This is a genomic window from Arthrobacter sp. MMS18-M83 (assembly GCF_026683955.1).
GTDB lineage: Bacteria > Actinomycetota > Actinomycetes > Actinomycetales > Micrococcaceae > Arthrobacter.
On the sequence record NZ_CP113343.1, the window covers coordinates 4,159,515 to 4,180,440 of the forward strand.

A 20,926-nucleotide genomic window follows, 5' to 3' on the forward strand; every position below is an offset into this window, starting at 1 on the left:
CTATTTGGCCTCGGACTTGATGGTTTCCACGGCTTGGTTGAACCCGCCGCTGGTCAGGGAAGAGCCTGCGACCTTGGACACGTTGATGTCGTCCAGTTTCTTGCCGACGATCTGCGCTGCGATTCCGTCCTTGAACTCGCCTTGGAACTTCTTGGTGTTCGGGTTCGAGGGGTGGACGGTGATGTCGACGCCGGAAATGGTGCCACCGGACAATGTCAACTGGACGCCTACGGTTTCCTGGCCGTTAGGGGATGTGTAGGAGCCGTCGGCACTGTAGGTACCGTCCTTGTACGAGCCCGATGATGAGGAGCCTGTCGTGGCCAGCTTGCTGGCGCCCGCCTGCGTGCTCGTATTCTGCGGTGTGCTGCTTTGGGCTGCGCCGGCTTGGGTGGAGGGCGCGCAAGCTGCCACCGAGCTGGCGAGGGTGAGGCCGGCGGCGCCGACGAGAATGCTCTTGTGGAGTGGCGTAGTCATGTTCTGCTCGTTTCAACTGGACAAGAAAGGGTCTTGGCACATGGACCGGACGCACGGTTCGGGCACGAGGCCGTTCCGATGTTCAACTTGGAAATCAGCCTAGCGGCTCAGTCTGGGAGCTGTAGGTGGTGAAACTGTGCGTAACCTGTGCGCCAAATGGTCCCCACGTGCACGTGATCACTAAGCAAAGAATTCCACCACTTGCAAGCCCCACCGGTAGGCTAGACGGGTGACTCCCGAAGAACTCTCCGCCGCCATATCCGCCTGCCTGAAAGACGCTGTCGCCGCTGGCGAGCTTGCGCTTTCCGAATCTGCCCTCCCCGAGGACGTACGCGTGGAGCGACCCAAGAACCGGGAGCACGGCGACTGGGCTACCAACATTGCTTTGCAGCTGGCCAAACAGGCAGGGACCAACCCGCGCGAATTCGCCACGGTTCTCAGCAAGCGACTGGAAGCGATCGACGGCGTCACAGCCGTGGACATCGCCGGCCCGGGCTTCCTCAACATCACCGTGGACGCGGCCGCCGCTGGCGCACTGGCCAAGGCGATCGTCGAGGCGGGAAGCTCCTACGGAACCAACCAGGCGCTCGCAGGCCATGTGGTCAACATGGAGTTCGTCTCCGCCAACCCCACGGGACCGCTGCACATTGGACACACGCGCTGGGCCGCCCTGGGCGATTCCATTGCCCGCGTCCTCCGCGCCTCAGGCGCGGAGGTCACCGCCGAGTACTACATCAACGACGCCGGCACGCAGATGAACGTATTTGCGAACTCGGTGCTGTCTCGCCTGCACGGGCGCGGCGTTCCGGAAGGCGGCTACCCCGGAGAGTACATCCGGGAACTCGGCGACGAGGTCCTCAAGGCCCATCCGGCAATCCGTGAACTCACCGATGTGGCAGCGCTGCCGGTGATCCGCGCCGCCGCCTACCAAGCCCAGATGAAAGACATCAAGGACACCCTTGCCGAATTCGGCGTGGCTTTCGATGTCTTCTTCTCCGAACAGGAACTGCACGACGCCGGTGCGATCGAATCCGCCGTTGCGCGCCTCCGGGAGCAGGGCCATGTGTTCGACGACGGCGGGGCCGTCTGGCTGCGCACCACGGACTTTGGGGATGACAAGGACCGGGTGATGATCCGCGCCAACGGCGAACCGACGTATTTCGCCGCCGACGCAGCCTATTACCTGTCGAAGAAGGACCGCGGCTTCACGGAGAAGATCTACCTGCTCGGCGCGGACCACCATGGCTACATCAACCGGCTCAAGGCCATTGCTGCCTGCGCCGGCGATGACCCTGAGGTCAACATTGAGGTTCTGATCGGACAACTGGTCTCCGTCAACGGCGCCAAGCTGTCAAAGCGTGCCGGCAACATCATCGAGCTCAAGGACCTTATCGAGTGGCTCGGGAAGGACGCGGTGCGTTACTCGTTGGCGCGCTTCCCCGCAGACTCGCCGCTCACACTGGATCCGGAACTGCTGAAGAAGAACAGCAACGAAAACCCGGTGTTCTATGTGCAGTACGCGCATGCCCGTTCCCGTGGAACCGCCCGCAACGCGATCGAGGCCGGCGTGGACCACAGCGCTTTCGACGCCTCCCTCCTGGACCACGCCACCGAGAACGAGCTGTTGTCCTACCTCGGCAGCTACCCGTCCATCGTGGCCAAGGCCGCGGAGCTCCGCGAACCGCACCGCGTGGCCCGCCACCTCGAGGTCATCGCCGGGGCATACCACCGTTGGTACGACGCCTGCCGCGTTTCGCCGCTAGGGGACGAGCCGGTGCAGGACGTCAACCGCACCCGGCTGTGGCTCAACGACGCCACGAGCCAAGTGCTGGCCAACGGACTTGGGCTCCTCGGCGTTTCAGCTCCGGAACGGATGTGATCTGGCGTGCAGAATAGCGACGCAGCCTCACCCCTTGCTCCCGAGTGGCTCGCAGTACCGGAGGACATGAACGCGCTTCACGCGCCGATGTGGGCGGAAGACGTCCAGAGGAACGACGACGGCGAACTCGCCATCGATGGCGTTCCCGTCAGCGAGCTCAAGGCGCAGTTCGGCACCCCGCTGTTCGTGATGAGCGAAGGCGATTTCCGTGCCCGTGCCCGCTCCTTCAAGGATGCCTTCGACGCAGCATTCGACGACATCTGCGGGGGAGTGGACGTTTACTACGCCGGAAAGTCCTTCCTCTGCACTGCCGTGGCTAACTGGGTGGCCGAGGAAGGCCTGCGCCTGGACACCTGCTCCGGCGGAGAACTCGCCGTCGCCGCGCGCGCCGGCATCAGCGGCGCCAATTTGGGCCTGCACGGCAACAACAAGTCCGACGCCGAGATCAACCGGGCACTGGACATGAAGCTCGGACGCATTGTGGTGGACAGCCTGGACGAGCTCGAACGGGTGGCCAAGATATCCTCCGGCCGCGGCGAAACGGCGAAGGTGATGCTGCGGCTGACTCCGGGTGTCCACGCCCACACCCATGAATTCATTGCCACGGCCCACGAGGACCAAAAATTCGGGCTCTCCATGGCCGAAGACTCCACTGAGGCAGTGGGCCTCTCGGCAGCGGAGGAAGCCGTGGCGGCGGCTACGTCCTACCCCAACGTGGAACTCCTGGGCCTGCATTGCCATATCGGTTCGCAGATCTTCGAGCCGGACGGGTTCGCCGTTGCGGCCGAAAAGCTCCTGGGATTCCTTGCCGCAATGCAGGAGAAGTACTCCATCGTCTTGCCGGAACTCGACTTGGGCGGTGGCTACGGGATCGCCTATACGCCGGTGGACACCCCGCGCCCGCCAGCCGAAATCGCGCAGGCGATGGCCGCCGTCGTACGCTCAAAGTGCGCTGAGCTGGGGATTACCTCGCCGCGTATTTCGATTGAGCCCGGCCGCGCGATCGTGGGCACCAGCACCTTCACCTTGTACGAGGTCGGGACGCTTAAGACCGTGCGCGTGGATGCACCGGCAGACGCGCCTGTAGATGCCGAGGGCAAAGAAAACGTTACGTTCCCGCGTCGCTATGTGTCGGTGGACGGTGGCATGAGCGACAACGCCCGTCCGGTGCTGTACGACGCGGATTATTCGGCCATTATCGCCTCGCGCGCCTCGGGTGCCGTCCCGCAACTGTCCCGAGTAGTGGGCAAACATTGCGAGAGCGGCGACATAGTTGTTAGAGATGTATATCTGCCCGAAGACGTGGCAGCCGGTGATCTGCTCGCTGTACCGGGAACCGGCGCTTACTGCTGGGCCCTCTCAAGCAACTACAACTATCTGGCCAGGCCTGGCGTTGTCGCTGTGCGCAATGGATCCGCCCGGCTGATCGTCCGCGGGGAAACCGAAGAAGATCTCTTGAACCGCGACATGGGAGTGGCGAATGTCTGAAGTGCGAACCCTGAAGGTGGCCCTGCTGGGCTGTGGCAACGTGGGAGCCCAGGTAGCGCGGATTCTCCTTGACGACGCCGACGCCCTTGCGGCCCGCACCGGCGCACGCTTGGAGCTGTCCGGCATCGCCGTGCGCAACATCGATTCAAAGCGCGACGTCGAACTGCCGCGCGAGCTGTTCACCACCGATGCCGACACCCTGGTCAAGGACGCGGATCTGGTGATCGAGCTCATGGGCGGCATTGAGCCGGCCCGGTCGCTCATCCTGGCTGCCATGCAAAACGGCGCCTGCGTGGTCACCGGCAACAAGGCCCTGCTGGCGCAGGACGGTCCCACACTTTACGAAGAGGCTGACAAGGCCGGCGTCCAGCTCTCCTACGAAGCGGCCGTCGCCGGAGCCATTCCGATCCTGCGCCCCATCCGCGACAGCCTCTCCGGCGACCGCATCACCCGGGTCCTTGGCATCGTCAACGGCACCACCAACTTCATCCTCGACCAAATGGACAGCACCGGTGCACAGTTCGCCGACGCCTTGGCCGAGGCCCAACGCCTTGGTTACGCGGAAGCCGACCCCACCGCCGACATCGAAGGCCACGACGCCGCAGCCAAGGCTGCCATCCTCGCGTCACTGTCCTTCCACACGCGTTTTGCGCTCGAGGACGTCTACTGCGAAGGCATCACCAAGGTCAGTGCAGCAGACATTGCCGCCGCGAAGGAAGCAGGCTTCGTCATCAAGCTGCTCGCCATCGCCGAGAAGATCGAGAGTTTGGAGCCCGGTAACGGCGGCGGCATCTCGGTCCGTGTGCACCCCACCCTCCTGCCGCGTGAACACCCGCTTGCGGCCGTTCGCGGTGCGTTCAACGCAGTCTTCATCGAAGCCGAAAATGCCGGTGAGTTGATGTTCTACGGCCAGGGCGCCGGCGGAACCCCGACGGCGTCTGCAGTGTTGGGCGACCTCGTGTCGGCTGCCCGCCGCGTGGTGCTGGGAGGTCCGGGTCGAACCGAGACCACCACCGGCCACGTGCCCGCGTTGTCGATTGATGCCTCGACCACCAGCTACTACATAGGCCTCGACGTCGCCGACCAGGCCGGTGTGCTGGCCCGGATCACCCATATCTTTGCGGAGCACGGCGTATCCATCGAAATCATGCGCCAGACGATCCACCGTGATGCCGCCTCGAACGTTGAGTCGGCTGAGCTGAAGATTGTCACTCACCGCGCATCCGAAGCCGCACTCGCGGCAACCGTCGAGGCCATCAAGGGCCTGGACGTCATCAATTCTGTGACATCCGTCCTGCGGGTAGAAGGGGTCTAAGTGGCTCACCAATGGCGCGGAGTAATCCGCGAATACGCTGATCGTTTGCCTGTAACGGAAGCCACGAAGGTCATTACCCTCGGTGAGGGCGGAACACCGCTCGTCCACGCGCAGAAGCTCTCCGAGCTCACCGGATCCACCGTGTACTTGAAGGTGGAGGGCATGAACCCCACCGGGTCCTTCAAGGACCGCGGAATGACCATGGCCATGACGGCAGCTGTCGAAGCAGGCGCAAAGGCCGTTGTCTGTGCCTCTACGGGCAACACCTCGGCTTCGGCCGCCGCGTACGCCACGGCCGCCGGGCTGAAGTGCGCCGTGCTGGTTCCCGAAGGAAAGATCTCCATGGGCAAGCTCAGCCAAGCGATCGCACATGGCGCCACGCTCCTCCAAGTGGATGGTAACTTCGACAACTGCTTGGACATCGCCCGCAAGCTCGGTGAGTCCTATCCGGTGTTCCTCGTCAACTCGGTCAACCCCGCCCGTATCCAGGGCCAAAAGACCGGTGCTTTCGAAATCGTCGACGCCCTCGGCGACGCTCCGGACATCCACGTCCTGCCGGTGGGCAACGCAGGCAACATCAGCGCGTACTGGAAGGGCTACAAGGAGTACTCGGCGCCCTTCGAGTCCGCAACCGCCGGTACGCTTCCCGCCGTCTCCACCAAAACGCCAGCCATGTGGGGCTTCCAAGCCGCAGGTGCGGCACCGTTCGTGGCGGGCCACCCCATCACTGAACCGGATACCATCGCCACGGCCATCCGCATTGGCAACCCGGCATCCTGGGATACGGCCATCGCGGCACGTGATGAATCCGGTGGCTTCATCGACGCCGTGACCGACGAGGAAATCCTCGACGCACACCGCTGGCTTTCCGCCAAGGAAGGCGTTTTCGTCGAACCGGGCTCCGCGGCGGGCGTCGCCGGGCTCATCAAAAAGCACGCCGCAGGCGAAGTTCCCACCGGAAAGACCATCGTCATCACGGTCACCGGACACGGACTCAAGGACCCGCAGTGGGCCCTCCGTACCGAAGACGGCAATGAAGTCCAGCCCGTCAAGGTACCGAACGACGTCGTGACTGTGGCAGCTGAACTGGGACTGGAAGAAAACTAAAAGTGGAAACCACGCAGCCCACCGCGACCGGACTTGAGCTTGTCGCGGCAGGCCAGCAGCTGACCGTCAGGGTCCCGGGCACCAGCGCCAACCTGGGCCCCGGCTACGACAGCCTCGGCCTGGCATTGTCGATCTACGACACCCTGACCGTCGAAACGCTCACCACCGGAGAGCTCGAGTTCGAGCTTTCCGGTGAGGGGGCCGACAGTCTTCCACGTGATGCCAGCCACCTCGTGGTTCGCGCCATCAACACGGCCCTGGAACGCCTCGGCTTCCGGCACAATGGCCTGAAGATCACCGCGGACAACGTCAACCCGCACGGCCGCGGACTCGGTTCCTCGGCATCTGCAGTGGTTGCGGCCGTTACTGCAGCCAACGCCTTGGTGCCCGAATCCGCACAACGCGACCGTGAGTGGATCCTGCAACTCACGAGCGAGATGGAAGGCCACCCAGACAACGTCGCACCGGCGATTTTCGGCGGACTGGCCTTGTCATGGCAGGACAGCGAGCAGTACAGCAGCACCCGTGCTGAAGTGGTTCCGTCCGTCATCCCCATCGTCGCCGTTCCAGACTACGAACTGTCCACCGAGACAGCCCGCGGATTGCTCCCGGCTTCCATCGGCCACCATGCCGCCGCCATGAACTCCGGACGCGCCGCGCTCTTAATCCACGCCTTGACTACGCAGCCCCGTTTCCTGCTTCCCGGAACTGAGGACTACCTGCACCAGAGCTACCGCGCAGAGGCCATGCGGCCTAGCGCGGCACTGATTGCGGCATTGCGGTCTGCAGGCCATGCCGCGGTTGTTTCCGGCGCAGGGCCCACGGTTCTGGCATTGGCAAACGGCGCGGACGAGGCAGAAGCGATTACGGAATTCATTGCCTCTTTCACTGCGGACAACACACCGGACGTTTCTTGGCGCGTGATGACACTGGCAGTGGACGTTGAAGGTGCTAGAGTGGACTTGCACCGGCGGTAGAACCGCGGGCAGTTCCCTGACATTGGATCCCGGCATAACGCCGTTCCCGTCTCCTACTGTGTCGAAGTCTGCCGGTGCCGTCTCCTTATCGGCCTGTCGCAGGTGCCACAGAACCCTTTCTGTTACCCGGACCGTCAGCCCGCGCCCCGCCCGCCGGAGCATCGAAGACGTATCAGTATCCGGCCCTGCTGAAACTAAACCGGCAAGACCGAAATCACGGCTGCAGATCTGAACTGCAGTCCAGAACAAATCATCGCGTCCAGCTCTAGGTCTGGACGCCGTCGAGGGGGAAGGATCCTTCGTGACAGAAACCACTGAGCTGGCTTCAGCTGTGGACACAACATCTTCTGCAGCTGAATCAACGGCCGCAACCGCCAAGAGCAGCGGCCTTGCAGGCCTCAAGCTCGCGCAGCTCCAGGCTCTCGCCAGTCAGCTGGGCATTTCGGGCGGATCCCGGATGCGCAAGGGGGACTTGGTTTCGGCTATCTCAGCCCACCGTGCCGGTGCAACCACCAGCAAGGCTCCTGCGGCGACCAAAGCCGTAGCACCAAAGGCCTCGCCTGCAGCAGCAACAGTTGAAGACGCTGCCGCACCTGCCGCAGTATCCACCGAAGCTCCTGCGCAGGAAGGCACCCGGGCACGTGGCCGTGGCCGAAGCCGCCGCGCCACGAGCGACGGCGTCGTTGCCGCTCCTGCTGCCACGGAAACCGTGGAGGCTCCCGCCCCTGCCGCCGAGGCTCCTGCTGCTCCTGTAGCCGAAGCAAGCGAGGCCGTCGGCGAACGCCGCCAGCCGCGCACGCGCAATCGTCGTCGCGGCGAGGTGGCCGCAGCTCCTGCCGAGGCCGGAGAAGCCAGCGAGACCCGTGCGGCCGAGCAGCCCCAGGCTGAACAGCCCCGCGTGGAACAGCCCCGCGTGGAACAGCCCCGCGTGGAACAGCGCCAAACCGAACAGCGTCAGGCCGATCAGCGTCAGGCCGCGCCGCGCCAGGGTGAGCAGGCTTCGGCCGAAGCCGGCGAACCCGCCCAGCGCGATCGCCGCGACAACACCCGTACGCGGCGCGAAGACACTAACGACGGCGATGACACCGGCAACCGCCGCAATCGTCGCAACCGCCGCGACCGCAACGATCGTCCGGGTCCGCAGGACAACCGTGACGGCCGCGACAACCGCGAAGGAAACACCCGCAGCGACCGCTTCCGCGACCGCAACGAACGCCGTCGCGGCCGCGGCCAAGGCCCTGACGTCGACGACGTCGAGGTCACCGAGGATGACGTCCTTCTGCCCGTTGCCGGCATCTTGGATGTGCTGGAGAACTACGCGTTCATCCGCACTTCCGGTTACCTGCCCGGTGCCAACGACGTTTATGTGTCCCTCGCCCAGGTCAAGAAGTACAACCTGCGCAAGGGCGACGCCGTGGTCGGCGCAATCCGCGCTCCGCGCGACGGCGAAGACCGCAGCCAGCAGTCCGCACGCCAGAAATTCAACGCGCTTGTCCGCGTCACGTCGGTCAACGGCAAGACACCGGAAGAGCTCAAGGACCGCGTCGAATTCGCCAAGCTCGTCCCGCTGTACCCGTCCGAGCGCCTGCGCCTCGAGACGGATCCCAAGAAGATCGGCCCGCGTGTCATCGACCTCGTGGCCCCGATTGGCAAGGGCCAGCGCGGCCTGATTGTCTCCCCGCCCAAGGCTGGCAAGACGCTCATCCTGCAGTCCATCGCCAACGCGATCACCACCAACAACCCTGAGGTCCACCTCATGATGGTGCTGGTTGACGAACGTCCCGAAGAAGTCACGGACATGCAGCGCACCGTCAAGGGTGAGGTCATTGCCTCCACTTTCGACCGTCCGGCCGATGACCACACCACGGTTGCCGAGCTCTCCATCGAACGCGCCAAGCGCCTCGTGGAAATGGGCATGGACGTGGTGGTCCTCCTGGACTCCATGACCCGCCTGGGCCGAGCCTACAACCTGGCAGCACCGGCCTCCGGCCGCATCCTGTCCGGTGGCGTCGACTCCGCTGCGCTCTACCCGCCGAAGCGCTTCTTCGGTGCTGCGCGCAACATCGAAAACGGTGGCTCGCTGACCATTCTGGCAACCGCGCTCGTTGAGACCGGTTCCAAGATGGACGAGGTCATCTTCGAAGAGTTCAAGGGCACGGGCAACATGGAGCTCCGCCTGTCCCGCCAGCTCGCGGACAAGCGCATCTTCCCGGCTGTGGACGTCAACGCTTCGGGTACCCGTCGCGAAGAGAACCTGCTCTCGGCCGAAGAAGTCAAGATCATGTGGAAGCTGCGCCGTGTCCTGTCCGGACTCGAGACCCAGCAAAGCCTTGAACTCCTGACCAACAAGATCCGGGAGACCGGGAGCAATGTCGAGTTCCTGATGCAGGTACAGAAGACGACTCTTGGAGCTAAGTCGGATAACGACAAGTAGCTGTTTTAGGGGCGGGCGCTGGTTCGTTCGTGCGGTTGTTGCCGCGCGGATGTTCCGCCCCGCCCCTTCGCGTTGCAACGCGGGGTCAGATACGGCCCATCCAGGCCCTCGGCATGGGCCGCAAGTGACCCCGCGTTGCAGTTATTAGACTTGTACAAGTCGAAAGAGGTTTTGAAATGTTTGAGTCCGTACAGGGATTGCTTGATGAGCATGCTGCTATTCAGGCGCAGTTGAGTGATCCTGCTGTTTATGCCGACCAGTCCATGGCCCGCAAGTTGGGGCGGCGTTCTGCCCAGTTGCAGGGCATCGTGGAGGCTTACAACCGTTGGCGCGGGCTCATGGACGATCTTGAGGCGGCCAAGGAAATGGCTTCCGAGGATGCCGAATTTGCTGCCGAGGTCGGCGAGATTGAGGCGAAGCTTCCGGCAGCCCAGGAGAAATTGCGCCGGCTGCTGATTCCTCGCGATCCCGACGACGCCCGCAACGTCATTCTTGAGGTCAAGGGTGGTGAAGGCGGCGACGAAGCTGCCCTCTTCGCCGGGGACCTGTTGCGCATGTACATGCGTTATGCGGAGTCGCGTGGCTGGAAGACTGAGCTCATCTCGGCCACGGAATCCGATCTGGGTGGTTACAAGGACGTCCAGATGGCCGTCAAGGGCAACTCGAACGATCCCGCTGAAGGCGTGTATGCCCGGCTGAAGTTCGAAGGCGGCGTGCACCGCGTCCAGCGTGTTCCCGTTACCGAGTCCCAAGGCCGTATTCACACCTCTGCGGCAGGTGTTCTGGTGCTCCCGGAAGTGGATGAGCCCGAAGAGCTCGAAATCAACCAGAACGACCTCAAGATCGATGTCTACAGGTCCTCGGGTCCCGGCGGCCAGTCCGTCAACACGACAGACTCCGCAGTCCGCATCACCCACCTTCCCACGGGCATCGTGGTGGCAATGCAGAACGAAAAGTCCCAGCTGCAGAACAGGGAAGCCGGCATGCGCGTCCTGCGCGCGCGCATCCTGGCCCACCAGCAGGAGCAGATCGACGCCGAGAACTCGGCCCAGCGCAAGTCGCAGATCCGCACCATGGACCGTTCGGAGCGCATCCGCACGTACAACTTCCCGGAAAACCGGATCGCCGACCACCGAACCGGCTACAAGGCCTACAACCTCGACGCCGTCATGAACGGCGACCTGGAGCCGGTCATCCAATCGGCCATCGAGATGGACGAACAATCGCGCCTGGATGCCCTGGGCGAGTAACAGCCTGCAAGGAAATTCATGACGCTCTTTCCTGGCCAGAGCCTGGCTGACGCTGTCCGCGAGGCGACTGCCATCCTGTCCGACGCCGGTGTGCCCACTCCGCGCGTGGACGCCGAGCTCCTCGCCGAACATCTCCTGGGTGTCGGCCTCGGGCGCTTGCGTGCCATGCTGCTCGGCGATTCGGCCGCACCTGAAGGCTATGCGGACCTGGTGGCGGAGCGTGCCCAGCGTGTTCCGCTCCAGCACATCACCGGGGTCGCGCACTTCCGCTACCTCACGCTGGCAGTCGGCCCTGGCGTGTTCATTCCGCGGCCGGAAACGGAATCGGTGGTGCAGTTGGTCATCGACCACCTCCAGGGGCTCCCGCACCCCAAGGTTGTGGATCTTGGCACCGGTTCCGGTGCTATTGCTGGTTCGATCGCCCACGAAATGCCGGGGGCCGAGGTACACGCCGTCGAATTCAGCACGTTTGCCCATGCCTGGGCCTCCAGGAACCTGAGGCCCCTCGGTGTGAAGCTCGTGCAGGGCGACCTCCGCAACGCCTTGCCCGAACACAACGGAACTTTCGACGTCGTCGTTTCCAATCCGCCTTACATCCCCGCTGAAGCAATTCCGAACGAACCTGAAGTGGCACTACACGATCCGCCCGAGGCGCTGTACGGCGGGGGAGCGGATGGGATGGAGCTTCCGACGGCGGCTGCCGCCTCGGCTGCCCGGCTCCTCAAGGGCGGCGGCTTCTTCGTGATGGAGCACGCCGAGGTGCAGGCGGAGTGGATTTCCGAACACCTGAAGGCCGCTGGCTGCTGGATGCAAGTCACTACTCACCGTGATCTCAACGGCAAGGAACGTGCCACGAGTGCGGTGTTGGCAATCGCTGCCTCCGGGGAATGAAAGAATAGCGCTGTGACCACAAGCTACAACTGCACGTCAGAGGAACAACGCGCCGAAGGCCTGGAGCATGCACAGCGCGCCATCGGCGAGAAGAAATGCATCGTCATGCCGACCGACACCGTCTACGGCATCGCCGCCGACGCGTTCTCGCCCCAGGCCGTGACTATGCTGCTCGTCTCCAAGGGCCGCGGCCGCCACATGCCGCCCCCGGTGCTCATCCCACGGCTCAATGCCCTGGATGGGTTGGCAACCGATGTATCCGAAGAAGCCCGGAAACTGGCAGACGCCTTCTGGCCAGGCGGCCTGACGCTGATCTTCCACGCTCAGCCATCCCTGGATTGGGATCTGGGGGAGACCCGCGGAACTGTGGCCCTGCGCATGCCCGACGACGAAATCGCGCTTGAACTGCTCAACCGCACGGGTCCGCTGGCGGTGTCTTCAGCCAATCGCACCGGTCAACCCGCCGCGCAGACAGCTGCCGAGGCGAGGACCCAGCTTGCCGAATCGGTCGATGTGTACCTCGAGGGCGGGTTCCGGCCCGTCGAGGGAACCGAGTCCGTAGCATCCACCATTGTCGACGCCACCACCCTGCCGCTCCGGGTGGTCCGCGACGGTGCTGTTTCCCTGGAACGCCTTCGCGAGGTGGTTCCCGGCGTGCTGGCGCTCGGCGAAACCGTGCCTGAGCCTGACGCAGAGTCAGGCACGCAGCCGGAGACGGACGAGATTAGGGCCGAATGAGCCTGGTCCGGGATCGCGTTCCGCTTCTGGACGTAGACGTCACTGCCCTGTGCACGGACGAACTCATCAAGGCCATGAGCGGGTTCGTTTCGGATGGCACCACCAAGGTGGTCCTTGGGCACAACCTGCACAGTGTCACGCTGTTTCATTCGAGTCCGGATTTCCGCAACCTTTATGAGCGCAGCGACGTGGTCCTCCTGGATGGAGCGCCTGTCGCCATGCTTTGGGGACTTGGCCGCCATGGGGACTCACGGGCCGACAGCCCAGGCCTGATGGAATACCGCTTGGGATCCACCGACTGGCTGCCGGCGCTAGGCGGCGTCGAGGGACTACGCCGGATCGCCGTCGTTGGGGCAGGCCCCGACGCCAATGGCAAGACGGTCGAACGGCTGCGTGAGATCGTGCCTGGTGCCGAGGTCTCTGGCCGGCCTGGTGAGAATTGGGACAACTCCAGCGAAGAGGCCACCGTTGCCTGGCTGGCGGAGTTCCGTCCCCAGCTGGTGCTTCTTGGCCTGGGAATGCCGCTGCAGGAGTCGGTCTTGCACCGGCGGCTGGACGAGCTTCCACCGGCCGTCTACTGCACCGTCGGCGGGGCTATAGAGCAGTTGGCGGGGCTCCAGAAGCTCGCTCCACGCTGGCTCGGCCGCCTCGGGCTTGAATGGGCTTGGCGACTTGTCCTGCATCCGGGGCGCGTCGCGTACCGGGTCTTCGGCGAGCCGTGGGTGCTGCTCGGCCTGCTGGTCCGCCGCCGGCTCTCTCGTAAGAACGGCACCCCGCCGGGCGGCTAGAACTTCTGGTCCTCCAGCGGGCCAAAACCCTTGTTGCGTAAACCGGCGGAGAATGCCCGGAACCACTCGGCGAGCCCACGGAAGTCACCGCGGGGAAGGAAGTAGCCCAGGTAGCCTCCAACATCGGCGACCATGGACTTGCCGCGCCGATACCGGCGGATCAAATAGCCGCGGTTGCGGTAGTAGAAGTAGCGCTTGAACGCCGAATCCGGCACGATCACGTGCCAGCGCGCCCCAAAGACGTGCTTGGTCTCGGAAAACGCGTGCGGGTGGGTGATCCAGGCAGTGGCGACCGTACCGAAGCGTATCCCCGCTTTCCTGAGGCGGATCATGAAGTCCACTTCATCGCCGCGGATGAACAGCCGGATATCCGGCACTCCCACTTTGAAGAAGACGCTGGAACGGATGAGGGCGCCGTTGAAGAAGTGCCCGACGTCGGGCAGGAACCCCGCCTTCTCGACTTCGGAACGGTCGTGGGTCACCTTGCCGTCAATCCGGAAGAAGAAGGAGAGTTTGTCCGGGTGGCCGGGAGCCACCACGAGCGGGACCACGGCATCCAGTCCCCGGGCTTCCGCTTCGCGAACCAGGGTTTCGAGGCATTCGGGATCGCCTGGTTCGGCGTCATCGTCCATGATCCAGATCCATTCAGCGCCACTGGCGACTGCCTTGAGGATCGCAAGGGCGAAGCCGCCCGCCCCGCCCAAATTGGCCTCGGAGCGAACGTAGTCCACGTTTGGGTGGCTTGATGCGAGCTCCCGCGAAGGGGTTGTACCGCTGTCCACCAGGCAAATGGTGTCCACCTCAATGGACTGCTTGTTGACGGCGTCGAGCAGGACCGCAAGCTCTCCGGGGCGGTCAAAGGTCACAGCCGCAACGGCAACGGAGACAGTCATGTAGGGTTCCTTCCGGGCAGTAGCGGGGAGGGTCCTCCCGGCTCGCCCTAGGGGCGCGTGAAACGGAGCAAAGCCGCCGTTGCCGCTAGTATCTTGACAGAGTCCAACTGTAGTACAGCAATATTCGGCGGTGCGCAGAGGTGTTGCGGGTGACGTGCCGGCAGCTATTCGCCGGGGACCAAATCCACCACCACCGCCAACAGGAGCCGCCACGTGATCATGTACTCACTCATGATGCTCACGGCTGCCGTCGTGTCCTATCTTGCAACCTGGGTAGCCCGCCGGATGGGGAACAAACTTCGGCTGTTTGCCCCTATCCGCAGCCGCGATATGCACTCGGTGCCCATCTCCCGACTCGGTGGCCTGGGACTTTTCGCAGGCTTTGCCGTGGCCCTCGTGGTAGCGAGCAATTCGTTCTTCGTGAAGGACATCTTCCACGGGAACGGTGCGCCGTGGGGGATACTGGCCGGCGCCTTGGTGATCGTCGCGGTCGGTGTTGCCGACGACGTGATGGACATCCGATGGTGGGTCAAACTGATCGGCCAGTGCACAGCCGGCACGATCGTTGCGGTCTGGGGCGTGCAGATGTCGGTGATTCCGTTTGTTCCGGAGCCCATTCGGATTGAGTCCGAACCGCTGCGTGTCGTTCTGACCGCCCTCCTCATTGTGACCACCATGAACGCCGTCAACTTCATCGACGGACTCGATGGCTTGGCTGCGGGTGTCGCCGCGATTGGCGGGGTTGCGTTTTTCCTGACGGCCTACTGGGTCCACCGCAATGCGACACTCACGGACCGCTCGGACTTGGCGGCGCTGCTGATGGCGATCATCGTAGGTTGCTGCATCGGATTCCTGCCACACAACTGGTTTCCGGCCAAGATCTTCATGGGCGACTCAGGCGCCATGCTTTTGGGCCTCGTGATGGCCTCGGCCGGTGTGGTATCCACGGGCCAGATCAGCTCCGGACTTTATGACCGCGCCAACGGTATTCCTACGATCGTCCCCATCCTGCTGCCGTTCGCGATTCTCTCGCTGCCGTTGTTGGACCTCGGGCTGGCGGTCTTGCGGCGGACCGCACGTGGGCAATCGCCGTGGTCGGCCGACCGAGGACACCTGCACCACAAGCTCATAGAGCTTGGTCACACGCACCGGACGGCAGTCCTCATGATGTACGTGTGGACCTGCATCCTGGCGTTCGGAGGCCTGGCCTTCGCTGTCTTCCCTTGGCATATGGTTCTCACCGTGGACGTCGTGGCCGCGCTGATCATGGCCGGCGTGACAGCTTGGCCGTACTTCGCTCGCGGCGGACGTGCCGCCCGGTAGACGGTGTGTGACAAGGGCGTTAACATCACAGTTCTATCTCATGTAGAATTCTAGGGCGGACAGTCACTCGCCCGCGCACCCACCCTTTTGAGAATTTGGCATCCTTGCCACAACGATTGGCATCCCCATGACCACCAACGCCGGCGGACAACAGTCCGACTCGAACGGCGTTGCTGTCTCCCGCTCCAGTCCTTCGCTGTGGCTGCGGCTTCTTTTGGTCAGCTCGACGGCGGCGGTCGCGGCTCTCGCGGCAACGTCGGTAGTTGCGGCGGTCATGAACGGTGGCCTGGGAGTTCTTTCCGTCGCGTTCGGCGGTGCGCTGGTCATGGCTTTTTTTGCCATCAGCCTGCTGATCGGCCATTTTGTTGGCCGTGACAACCCCTCCGGCGCCGTCGGCCTCTTCGTTGCCAGCTACTTTGTCAAGGTGGTGGGCTTCGCGGTGGTGCTGTTCGTCTTCGGAGCGCCCGCATGGCTGCACGGTCGCTGGTTCGTGATTGGCGCCGTCGTCGCCGTTGTCTCGTGGCAAGCCGCCGAAATCTACGGCTTCAGCAAGGCCCGGCTCCAGATTTACAACGACCCCGCAGCGGGCAAAGGAGGCGACGATGTTCACTCCTAGGAACAAGCGACGCCCCGCCACGCCCAATGCCCCAAAACCCGTCAATTCCACTGAGCCCGCGAGCGACGGAAGCGACGGCGGATACAACGCCGGCATTGCCGTCTTCAGCTACATTGTTGGCGGAATCATAGTCTGGAGTTTGATAGGCTGGGGTCTGGATAATCTGTGGGGGACTCACTGGATTGTGCTCCTTGGCGCTCTGCTTGGAGCCGCAGGAGGGTTCTATCTTTCCCATATGCACGGCCTCACTAGCCAGCGCTCGTCTTCCGGTGAGAGCAAAGCAGACAGTGGTCCGTCCCAGGACGGGGACAGTAATGCCAAATAATTTCACACGGGAAATGGCTGCAAGAAACGCGGCCGGATCCTCAACAACGCCCAATGATGGACACTGCAGAGAGGAAACGCGTTGATCGCGCTTGCGCTCCCGGCCCAGGATTCAGGGACCTTCAATCCTCCCGGAATCGACCAAATGCACCTGCCGGCTATCCTGCCGTGGGGTGCGAGCGATGGCTTCTCCAAGCAGATGTTGCTGGTGATCCTGTCGGTCGTCCTTATCGCTACATTCTTCATCTCCGCTGCGCGCAAGCAGCAGCTGGTTCCCGGCAAGCTGCAGTTCGCAGGCGAGATGGCCTACGGCTTCGTCCGCAACAGCATCGCCAAGGACATTATCGGCGGCCGCGACTTCATGAAGTTCGTTCCGCTCCTGTTCTCCCTGTTTTTCTTCATCCTGGTGAACAACATCTACGGTGCAATTCCCGTGATCCAGCTTCCGAGCTTCTCGCACGTCGGCGGGGCCTATGTGCTGGCCGCAGTCGTGTATGTCACCTGGATCGGCATCGGCATCAAGAAGAACGGGTTGAAGTACTTCAAGCTCGCCACCGTTCCTTCCGGTGTTCCGTGGTACATCCTGCCGATCGTCGTGCCGATTGAAATCATCTCCAACTTCATGGTCCGCCCGGTCACCCACAGTCTCCGTCTCTTTGCCACCATGATGGCAGGGCACCTTATTGTGATGATCGCCGGCTCCGGCATTGAGTTCCTCGTCATGCAGGAAAACGTCCTTCTCAAGGGTGCATCCGTACTCGTACTCGTTGGCGCTGTCGCCATGTACATGCTCGAAGCCCTGATCATGGTGCTGCAGGCGTACGTCTTCACGCTTCTGACTGCGATTTACATCGAAGGCGCGCTCCACGCGGACAGCCACTAGGCACAACCCCTCAATCTTCCCCCTCGGGGGTTGAAGCAAACCAAACAACCTGCCGCGACTGCGGCATCTTGAAAGGAAAACAATGAACGGCGATATCAACGGCTCCCTTAACCTCATTGGCTACGGTCTCTCCGCAATCGGCGGTGGTATCGGTGTGGGTCTCGTATTTGCTGCTTACATCAACGGTGTTGCACGTCAGCCGGAAGCCCAGCGCGTGCTCCAGCCGATCGCGTTCCTTGGTCTGGCTCTGACCGAAGCCCTCGCCATCCTTGGCCTGGTCTTCGCTTTCGTTCTCAAGTAAACCGCTAAGAACCAAGCGAACATTCAGAACCGAGTAGATAAGGACGGGTGAAACATGAATCAGCAGATCATCTCAGCCGCCGCTCAAGGCGCCGCCGAGTCGGCTAATCCGCTCCTTCCCAACCCTTGGGAAATGGGCGTCGTCCTCGCTGGCTTTGCTGTCCTCTTTTACATCGTGGTCAAGTTTGTTGTCCCGATGTTCGAGAAGACTTTTGCCGAGCGCGCAGAGGCGATTGAGGGCGGCATTGCCAAGGCTGAAAAGGCCCAGGCTGAAGCTTCTGCAGCTCTCGAAGAGTACAAGCAGCAGCTCCACGATGCCCGCGCCGAGGCTAACCGCATTCGCGAAGAAGCTCGTGCCGAAGGTGCCCAGATCCTCGCGGAGCTGAAGACCAAGGCAGCAGCTGAGTCGGCGCGCATCACCGAACAAGCGCATGTCCAGATCGAATCGGAGCGTCAGGCAGCTGTTGTCTCCCTGCGTTCCGAGGTGGGCACCTTGGCCACGACTTTGGCTGAGCGCATCGTTGGCGAATCGCTCAGCGATGACGAGCGTGCCGCCCGCGTGGTGGACCGCTTCCTCGCAGATCTGGAGACCCAGAGCGCAGGTGCAGCTAAGTAATGGCAGGTGTATCGAGCGAATCGCTGACCAAAGCGCTGGAGCAGTTGGAAGCTACGCTTCCGACGGCCTCGCTGCAGTTGGCTAAGGACCTCTTCGGAATCCTGGGAACGGTGGACAGCTCGGCTGGCTTGCGCCGCGCCCTGACTGACCCTTCCCGCAGTGGAGAAGAAAAGTCGGCGCTGGTCAAGCAGCTGGTTGGCGGGAAAGTCTCCGCTGATGCTGCGGAAATTGCGAGTGGACTGGCCAGCTCACGCTGGGCATCGGCACGCGATATCGGCGATGCACTCGAGACTCTTGCCGCCACGGTGGTCATTGCCGTGGCTGAAAACAAGTCGGCCGTTTCTGCCTCCGGAATCACGGGGCTGGAAGAGCTGGAAAACGATCTGTTTGCCTTCAACCAGACCGTTGCTTCCAGCCACGAGGTACAACGTGCTCTGGGAGAGTCGCAGGCAAGTGCTGCGGCCAAGATCAGCCTGGCGGAGAAGCTGGTTCCTGGCGCAGGCCCGGAAGCCCAACTTCTCATCGGCCAGGCCGTGTCGCAGCCGCGCGGCGTCAAGCCGAGCAAGCTCATTGACAACTTCGCCAAGCTTGCAGCCAAGCGCCAGCAGCGCTGGATCGCAACTGTCCGCGTTACCCGTCCGTTGACGGATGCGCAGGCCAGCCGTCTGCAGGCCGGGCTTGATGCCCTCTACGGCCGCGAGCTGAAGGTCAACCTCAGCGTTGATCCGACGTTGATCGGTGGAATCCGGGTCCAGGTGGGCGACGAAGTGCTTGACGCTTCCGTCGTAGCCCGCCTGTCCGAGCTCCGTCGGCAACTCGCTGGCTAGCCAGACAAGCACAACTTAACTGATACAAACACCGGTCATCGTGAGCAACGATGATCACGAAAACAGGAGAGCAGGGACTGCAGATGGCCGAATTGACCATCAACGCCGACGACGTCCGTAATGCGTTGAACGAGTTCGCGGCGTCCTACGAACCCGGAAACGCAGAGCGCGTAGAGGTCGGCCGCGTGACCGCCGCAAGTGACGGCATCGCCCGTGTTGAGGGCCTTCCCTCGGTCATGGCGAACGAGCTGCTTCGCTTCGAAGACGGCACCCTGGGCTTGGCCCAGAACCTTGACGTCCGCGAAATCGGCGTCATCATCCTCGGTGACTTCACCGGTATCGAAGAAGGTCAGGAAGTCCACCGCACCGGTGAAATCCTGTCCGTCCCGGTAGGCGACGCCTTCCTGGGCCGCGTGGTTGACCCCTTGGGCCAGCCGATCGATGACCTCGGCGAGATCAAGGCCGAGACCACCCGCGCACTGGAACTCCAGGCTCCGGGCGTGACCCAGCGCAAGTCGGTTCACGAGCCCATGCAGACCGGTCTCAAGGCTATCGACGCCATGATTCCGATCGGCCGTGGCCAGCGTCAGCTGATCATCGGTGACCGCCAGACCGGCAAGACCGCCATCGCCGTGGACACCATCATCAACCAGAAGGCCAACTGGGCTTCGGGCGATGTGACTAAGCAGGTCCGCTGCGTTTACGTCGGCGTCGGCCAGAAGGCTTCCACCATCGCCGCTGTCCGCCAGACCTTGGAAGACCACGGCGCGCTCGAGTACACCACCATCGTGGCTTCCCCGGCATCTGACCCGGCTGGCTTCAAGTACTTGGCTCCGTACGCAGGCTCGGCCATCGGCCAGCACTGGATGTACGGCGGCAAGCACGTGTTGGTGATCTTCGATGACCTGTCGAAGCAGGCTGAAGCCTACCGCGCAGTTTCCCTGCTGCTCCGCCGCCCGCCGGGACGCGAAGCGTACCCGGGTGACGTTTTCTACTTGCACTCCCGTCTGCTTGAGCGTTGTGCCAAGCTCTCCGACGAGCTGGGCGCAGGTTCGATGACGGGTCTCCCGATCGTCGAAACCAAGGCAAACGACGTCTCTGCCTACATCCCGACCAACGTCATCTCCATCACCGATGGCCAGATCTTCCTGCAGTCGGACCTCTTCAACGCCAACCAGCGCCCCGCTGTTGACGTCGGTGTGTCCGTGTCCCGCGTTGGTGGTGCGGCGCAGGTCAAGTCGATGAAGAAGGTCTCCGGAACCTTGAAGCTGGACCTGGCACAGTACCGCGACATGCAGGCGTTTGCGATGTTCGCTTCGGACCTTGACGCGGCTTCCCGCCAGCAGCTGACCCGTGGTGCCCGCCTGATGGAACTGCTTAAGCAGGGCCAGTACTCGCCGTTCCCGGTCGAGGACCAGGTTGTGTCCATCTGGGCCGGTACAAAGGGCTACTTGGACGATGTTCCGGTTGAGGATGTCAGCCGGTTCGAGTCCGAGTTCCTGGAGCACCTCAAGCACAAGTCCTCCATCCTGACCACGCTGGCGCAGACCAACGTGCTGGACGACGACACCGCTGAAGCGCTGAAGACGGCCATCGTTGCCTTCAAGAAGGGCTTCTTCGGCGAAGGCGACAACCTCCTGGTTGGCGCCGGACACGAAGAGCACGAAGCGATCTCCGGCGGCGAAGTCGACCAGGAAAAGATCGTCAAGCAGAAGCGCTAGAGCATTGGTTCCCGGGCCTGCGTAGACGCAGGCCCGGGGCCTTCGCCAAGCCTTAGCCGCTGATCCATCGGGATCTTAGGAA

At 63.0% G+C, this 20,926-nt stretch carries 20 protein-coding genes; 18 read left to right on the forward strand and 2 right to left on the reverse strand.

Annotated elements, in window-relative coordinates; all coding sequences use genetic code 11:
• Entirely contained in the window at positions 1-474 is a 474-nt protein-coding gene (locus tag OW521_RS19625; protein ID WP_268021222.1) for an FMN-binding protein, read from the reverse strand.
• 229 nt (positions 475-703) lie between these two features.
• Here OW521_RS19625 and argS point away from each other — a divergent pair, with 229 nt between their 5' ends.
• The 10 genes from argS (at position 704) to OW521_RS19675 (ending at position 13,341) form a co-directional block, all read left to right on the forward strand.
• Complete coding sequence (argS, locus tag OW521_RS19630) at positions 704-2,353, forward strand: arginine--tRNA ligase (protein ID WP_268021223.1); 1,650 nt, start codon at positions 704-706, stop codon at positions 2,351-2,353.
• Between the two features lie 66 nt (positions 2,354-2,419).
• Positions 2,420-3,841 carry a diaminopimelate decarboxylase gene (lysA, locus tag OW521_RS19635; protein ID WP_268025994.1) on the forward strand — a complete coding sequence of 474 codons (1,422 nt, stop codon included), beginning with the start codon at positions 2,420-2,422 and terminating at the stop codon, positions 3,839-3,841.
• The gene (locus OW521_RS19640) at positions 3,834-5,156 is read left to right on the forward strand and encodes a homoserine dehydrogenase (protein WP_268021224.1); all 1,323 of its coding nucleotides are present in this window, start codon (positions 3,834-3,836) and stop codon (positions 5,154-5,156) included. The genes lysA and OW521_RS19640 overlap by 8 nt, the downstream gene beginning before the upstream one ends.
• A complete protein-coding gene (gene thrC, locus OW521_RS19645; protein WP_268021225.1) occupies positions 5,157-6,263 on the forward strand; it encodes a threonine synthase in 1,107 nt (368 codons plus the stop codon). It abuts the gene before it with no gap.
• A 2-nt stretch (positions 6,264-6,265) separates the two neighbouring features.
• On the forward strand, positions 6,266-7,240 hold the full coding sequence (gene thrB / locus OW521_RS19650) for a homoserine kinase (RefSeq protein WP_268021226.1): 975 nt from the start codon (positions 6,266-6,268) through the stop codon (positions 7,238-7,240).
• Between the two features lie 301 nt (positions 7,241-7,541).
• On the forward strand, positions 7,542-9,674 hold the full coding sequence (gene rho, locus OW521_RS19655) for a transcription termination factor Rho (RefSeq protein ID WP_268021227.1): 2,133 nt from the start codon (positions 7,542-7,544) through the stop codon (positions 9,672-9,674).
• A gap of 176 nt (positions 9,675-9,850) precedes the next feature.
• Positions 9,851-10,924: a peptide chain release factor 1 gene (prfA, locus tag OW521_RS19660; protein ID WP_265977220.1), complete on the forward strand. Its 1,074-nt coding sequence runs from the start codon at positions 9,851-9,853 to the stop codon at positions 10,922-10,924.
• 18 nt (positions 10,925-10,942) lie between these two features.
• Positions 10,943-11,815 carry a peptide chain release factor N(5)-glutamine methyltransferase gene (gene prmC / locus OW521_RS19665; protein WP_268021228.1) on the forward strand — a complete coding sequence of 291 codons (873 nt, stop codon included), beginning with the start codon at positions 10,943-10,945 and terminating at the stop codon, positions 11,813-11,815.
• 12 nt (positions 11,816-11,827) lie between these two features.
• Positions 11,828-12,553 carry an L-threonylcarbamoyladenylate synthase gene (locus OW521_RS19670; RefSeq protein WP_268021229.1) on the forward strand — a complete coding sequence of 242 codons (726 nt, stop codon included), beginning with the start codon at positions 11,828-11,830 and terminating at the stop codon, positions 12,551-12,553.
• The gene (locus OW521_RS19675) at positions 12,550-13,341 is read left to right on the forward strand and encodes a WecB/TagA/CpsF family glycosyltransferase (RefSeq protein ID WP_268021230.1); all 792 of its coding nucleotides are present in this window, start codon (positions 12,550-12,552) and stop codon (positions 13,339-13,341) included. The genes OW521_RS19670 and OW521_RS19675 overlap by 4 nt, the downstream gene beginning before the upstream one ends.
• Here OW521_RS19675 and OW521_RS19680 read toward each other — a convergent pair.
• Positions 13,338-14,234, reverse strand: a complete 897-nt coding sequence (locus OW521_RS19680) for a glycosyltransferase (protein ID WP_268021231.1) — start codon at positions 14,232-14,234, stop codon at positions 13,338-13,340. The two genes, OW521_RS19675 and OW521_RS19680, sit on opposite strands and share 4 nt — an antisense overlap.
• Positions 14,235-14,447: 213 nt before the next feature.
• Between OW521_RS19680 and OW521_RS19685 the strand changes: the two genes are divergently transcribed.
• The 8 genes from OW521_RS19685 (at position 14,448) to atpA (ending at position 20,844) form a co-directional block, all read left to right on the forward strand.
• On the forward strand, positions 14,448-15,557 hold the full coding sequence (locus tag OW521_RS19685) for an MraY family glycosyltransferase (protein WP_268021232.1): 1,110 nt from the start codon (positions 14,448-14,450) through the stop codon (positions 15,555-15,557).
• 127 nt (positions 15,558-15,684) lie between these two features.
• Positions 15,685-16,173 (forward strand): hypothetical protein, encoded by a 489-nt coding sequence (locus OW521_RS19690; RefSeq protein WP_268021233.1) that lies wholly within the window; start codon positions 15,685-15,687, stop codon positions 16,171-16,173.
• Entirely contained in the window at positions 16,160-16,498 is a 339-nt protein-coding gene (locus OW521_RS19695) for a hypothetical protein (protein WP_268021234.1), read from the forward strand. Before OW521_RS19690 ends, OW521_RS19695 begins: the two co-directional genes overlap by 14 nt.
• Positions 16,499-16,579: 81 nt before the next feature.
• Positions 16,580-17,380, forward strand: coding sequence for a F0F1 ATP synthase subunit A (atpB, locus tag OW521_RS19700; protein WP_268021235.1), 801 nt, complete (start codon positions 16,580-16,582; stop codon positions 17,378-17,380).
• Between the two features lie 82 nt (positions 17,381-17,462).
• Positions 17,463-17,681, forward strand: a complete 219-nt coding sequence (atpE, locus tag OW521_RS19705) for an ATP synthase F0 subunit C (RefSeq protein ID WP_028264751.1) — start codon at positions 17,463-17,465, stop codon at positions 17,679-17,681.
• A gap of 54 nt (positions 17,682-17,735) precedes the next feature.
• Positions 17,736-18,296: a F0F1 ATP synthase subunit B gene (locus OW521_RS19710; protein WP_268021236.1), complete on the forward strand. Its 561-nt coding sequence runs from the start codon at positions 17,736-17,738 to the stop codon at positions 18,294-18,296.
• Positions 18,296-19,123 (forward strand): F0F1 ATP synthase subunit delta, encoded by an 828-nt coding sequence (locus tag OW521_RS19715; protein WP_268021237.1) that lies wholly within the window; start codon positions 18,296-18,298, stop codon positions 19,121-19,123. Before OW521_RS19710 ends, OW521_RS19715 begins: the two co-directional genes overlap by 1 nt.
• An 83-nt stretch (positions 19,124-19,206) precedes the next feature.
• Positions 19,207-20,844, forward strand: a complete 1,638-nt coding sequence (gene atpA, locus OW521_RS19720; RefSeq protein ID WP_265977309.1) for a F0F1 ATP synthase subunit alpha — start codon at positions 19,207-19,209, stop codon at positions 20,842-20,844.
• Positions 20,845-20,926: the final 82 nt, after the last annotated feature.

What these genes read in the sequence shown, in the direction of transcription:
- prmC (WP_268021228.1), top strand. Translation starts at nt 10,943, where the DNA reads ATGACGCTCTTTCCTGGCCAGAGCCTGGCTGACGCTGTCCGCGAGGCG.
- OW521_RS19695 (WP_268021234.1), top strand. Translation starts at nt 16,160, where the DNA reads ATGTTCACTCCTAGGAACAAGCGACGCCCCGCCACGCCCAATGCCCCA.
- OW521_RS19640 (WP_268021224.1), top strand. Translation starts at nt 3,834, where the DNA reads ATGTCTGAAGTGCGAACCCTGAAGGTGGCCCTGCTGGGCTGTGGCAAC.
- OW521_RS19625 (WP_268021222.1), bottom strand. Translation starts at nt 474, where the DNA reads ATGACTACGCCACTCCACAAGAGCATTCTCGTCGGCGCCGCCGGCCTC.
- atpE (WP_028264751.1), top strand. Translation starts at nt 17,463, where the DNA reads ATGAACGGCGATATCAACGGCTCCCTTAACCTCATTGGCTACGGTCTC.
- atpA (WP_265977309.1), top strand. Translation starts at nt 19,207, where the DNA reads ATGGCCGAATTGACCATCAACGCCGACGACGTCCGTAATGCGTTGAAC.
- OW521_RS19690 (WP_268021233.1), top strand. Translation starts at nt 15,685, where the DNA reads ATGACCACCAACGCCGGCGGACAACAGTCCGACTCGAACGGCGTTGCT.
- OW521_RS19710 (WP_268021236.1), top strand. Translation starts at nt 17,736, where the DNA reads ATGAATCAGCAGATCATCTCAGCCGCCGCTCAAGGCGCCGCCGAGTCG.
- prfA (WP_265977220.1), top strand. Translation starts at nt 9,851, where the DNA reads ATGTTTGAGTCCGTACAGGGATTGCTTGATGAGCATGCTGCTATTCAG.
- OW521_RS19715 (WP_268021237.1), top strand. Translation starts at nt 18,296, where the DNA reads ATGGCAGGTGTATCGAGCGAATCGCTGACCAAAGCGCTGGAGCAGTTG.
- OW521_RS19680 (WP_268021231.1), bottom strand. Translation starts at nt 14,234, where the DNA reads ATGACTGTCTCCGTTGCCGTTGCGGCTGTGACCTTTGACCGCCCCGGA.
- lysA (WP_268025994.1), top strand. Translation starts at nt 2,420, where the DNA reads ATGAACGCGCTTCACGCGCCGATGTGGGCGGAAGACGTCCAGAGGAAC.
- OW521_RS19675 (WP_268021230.1), top strand. Translation starts at nt 12,550, where the DNA reads ATGAGCCTGGTCCGGGATCGCGTTCCGCTTCTGGACGTAGACGTCACT.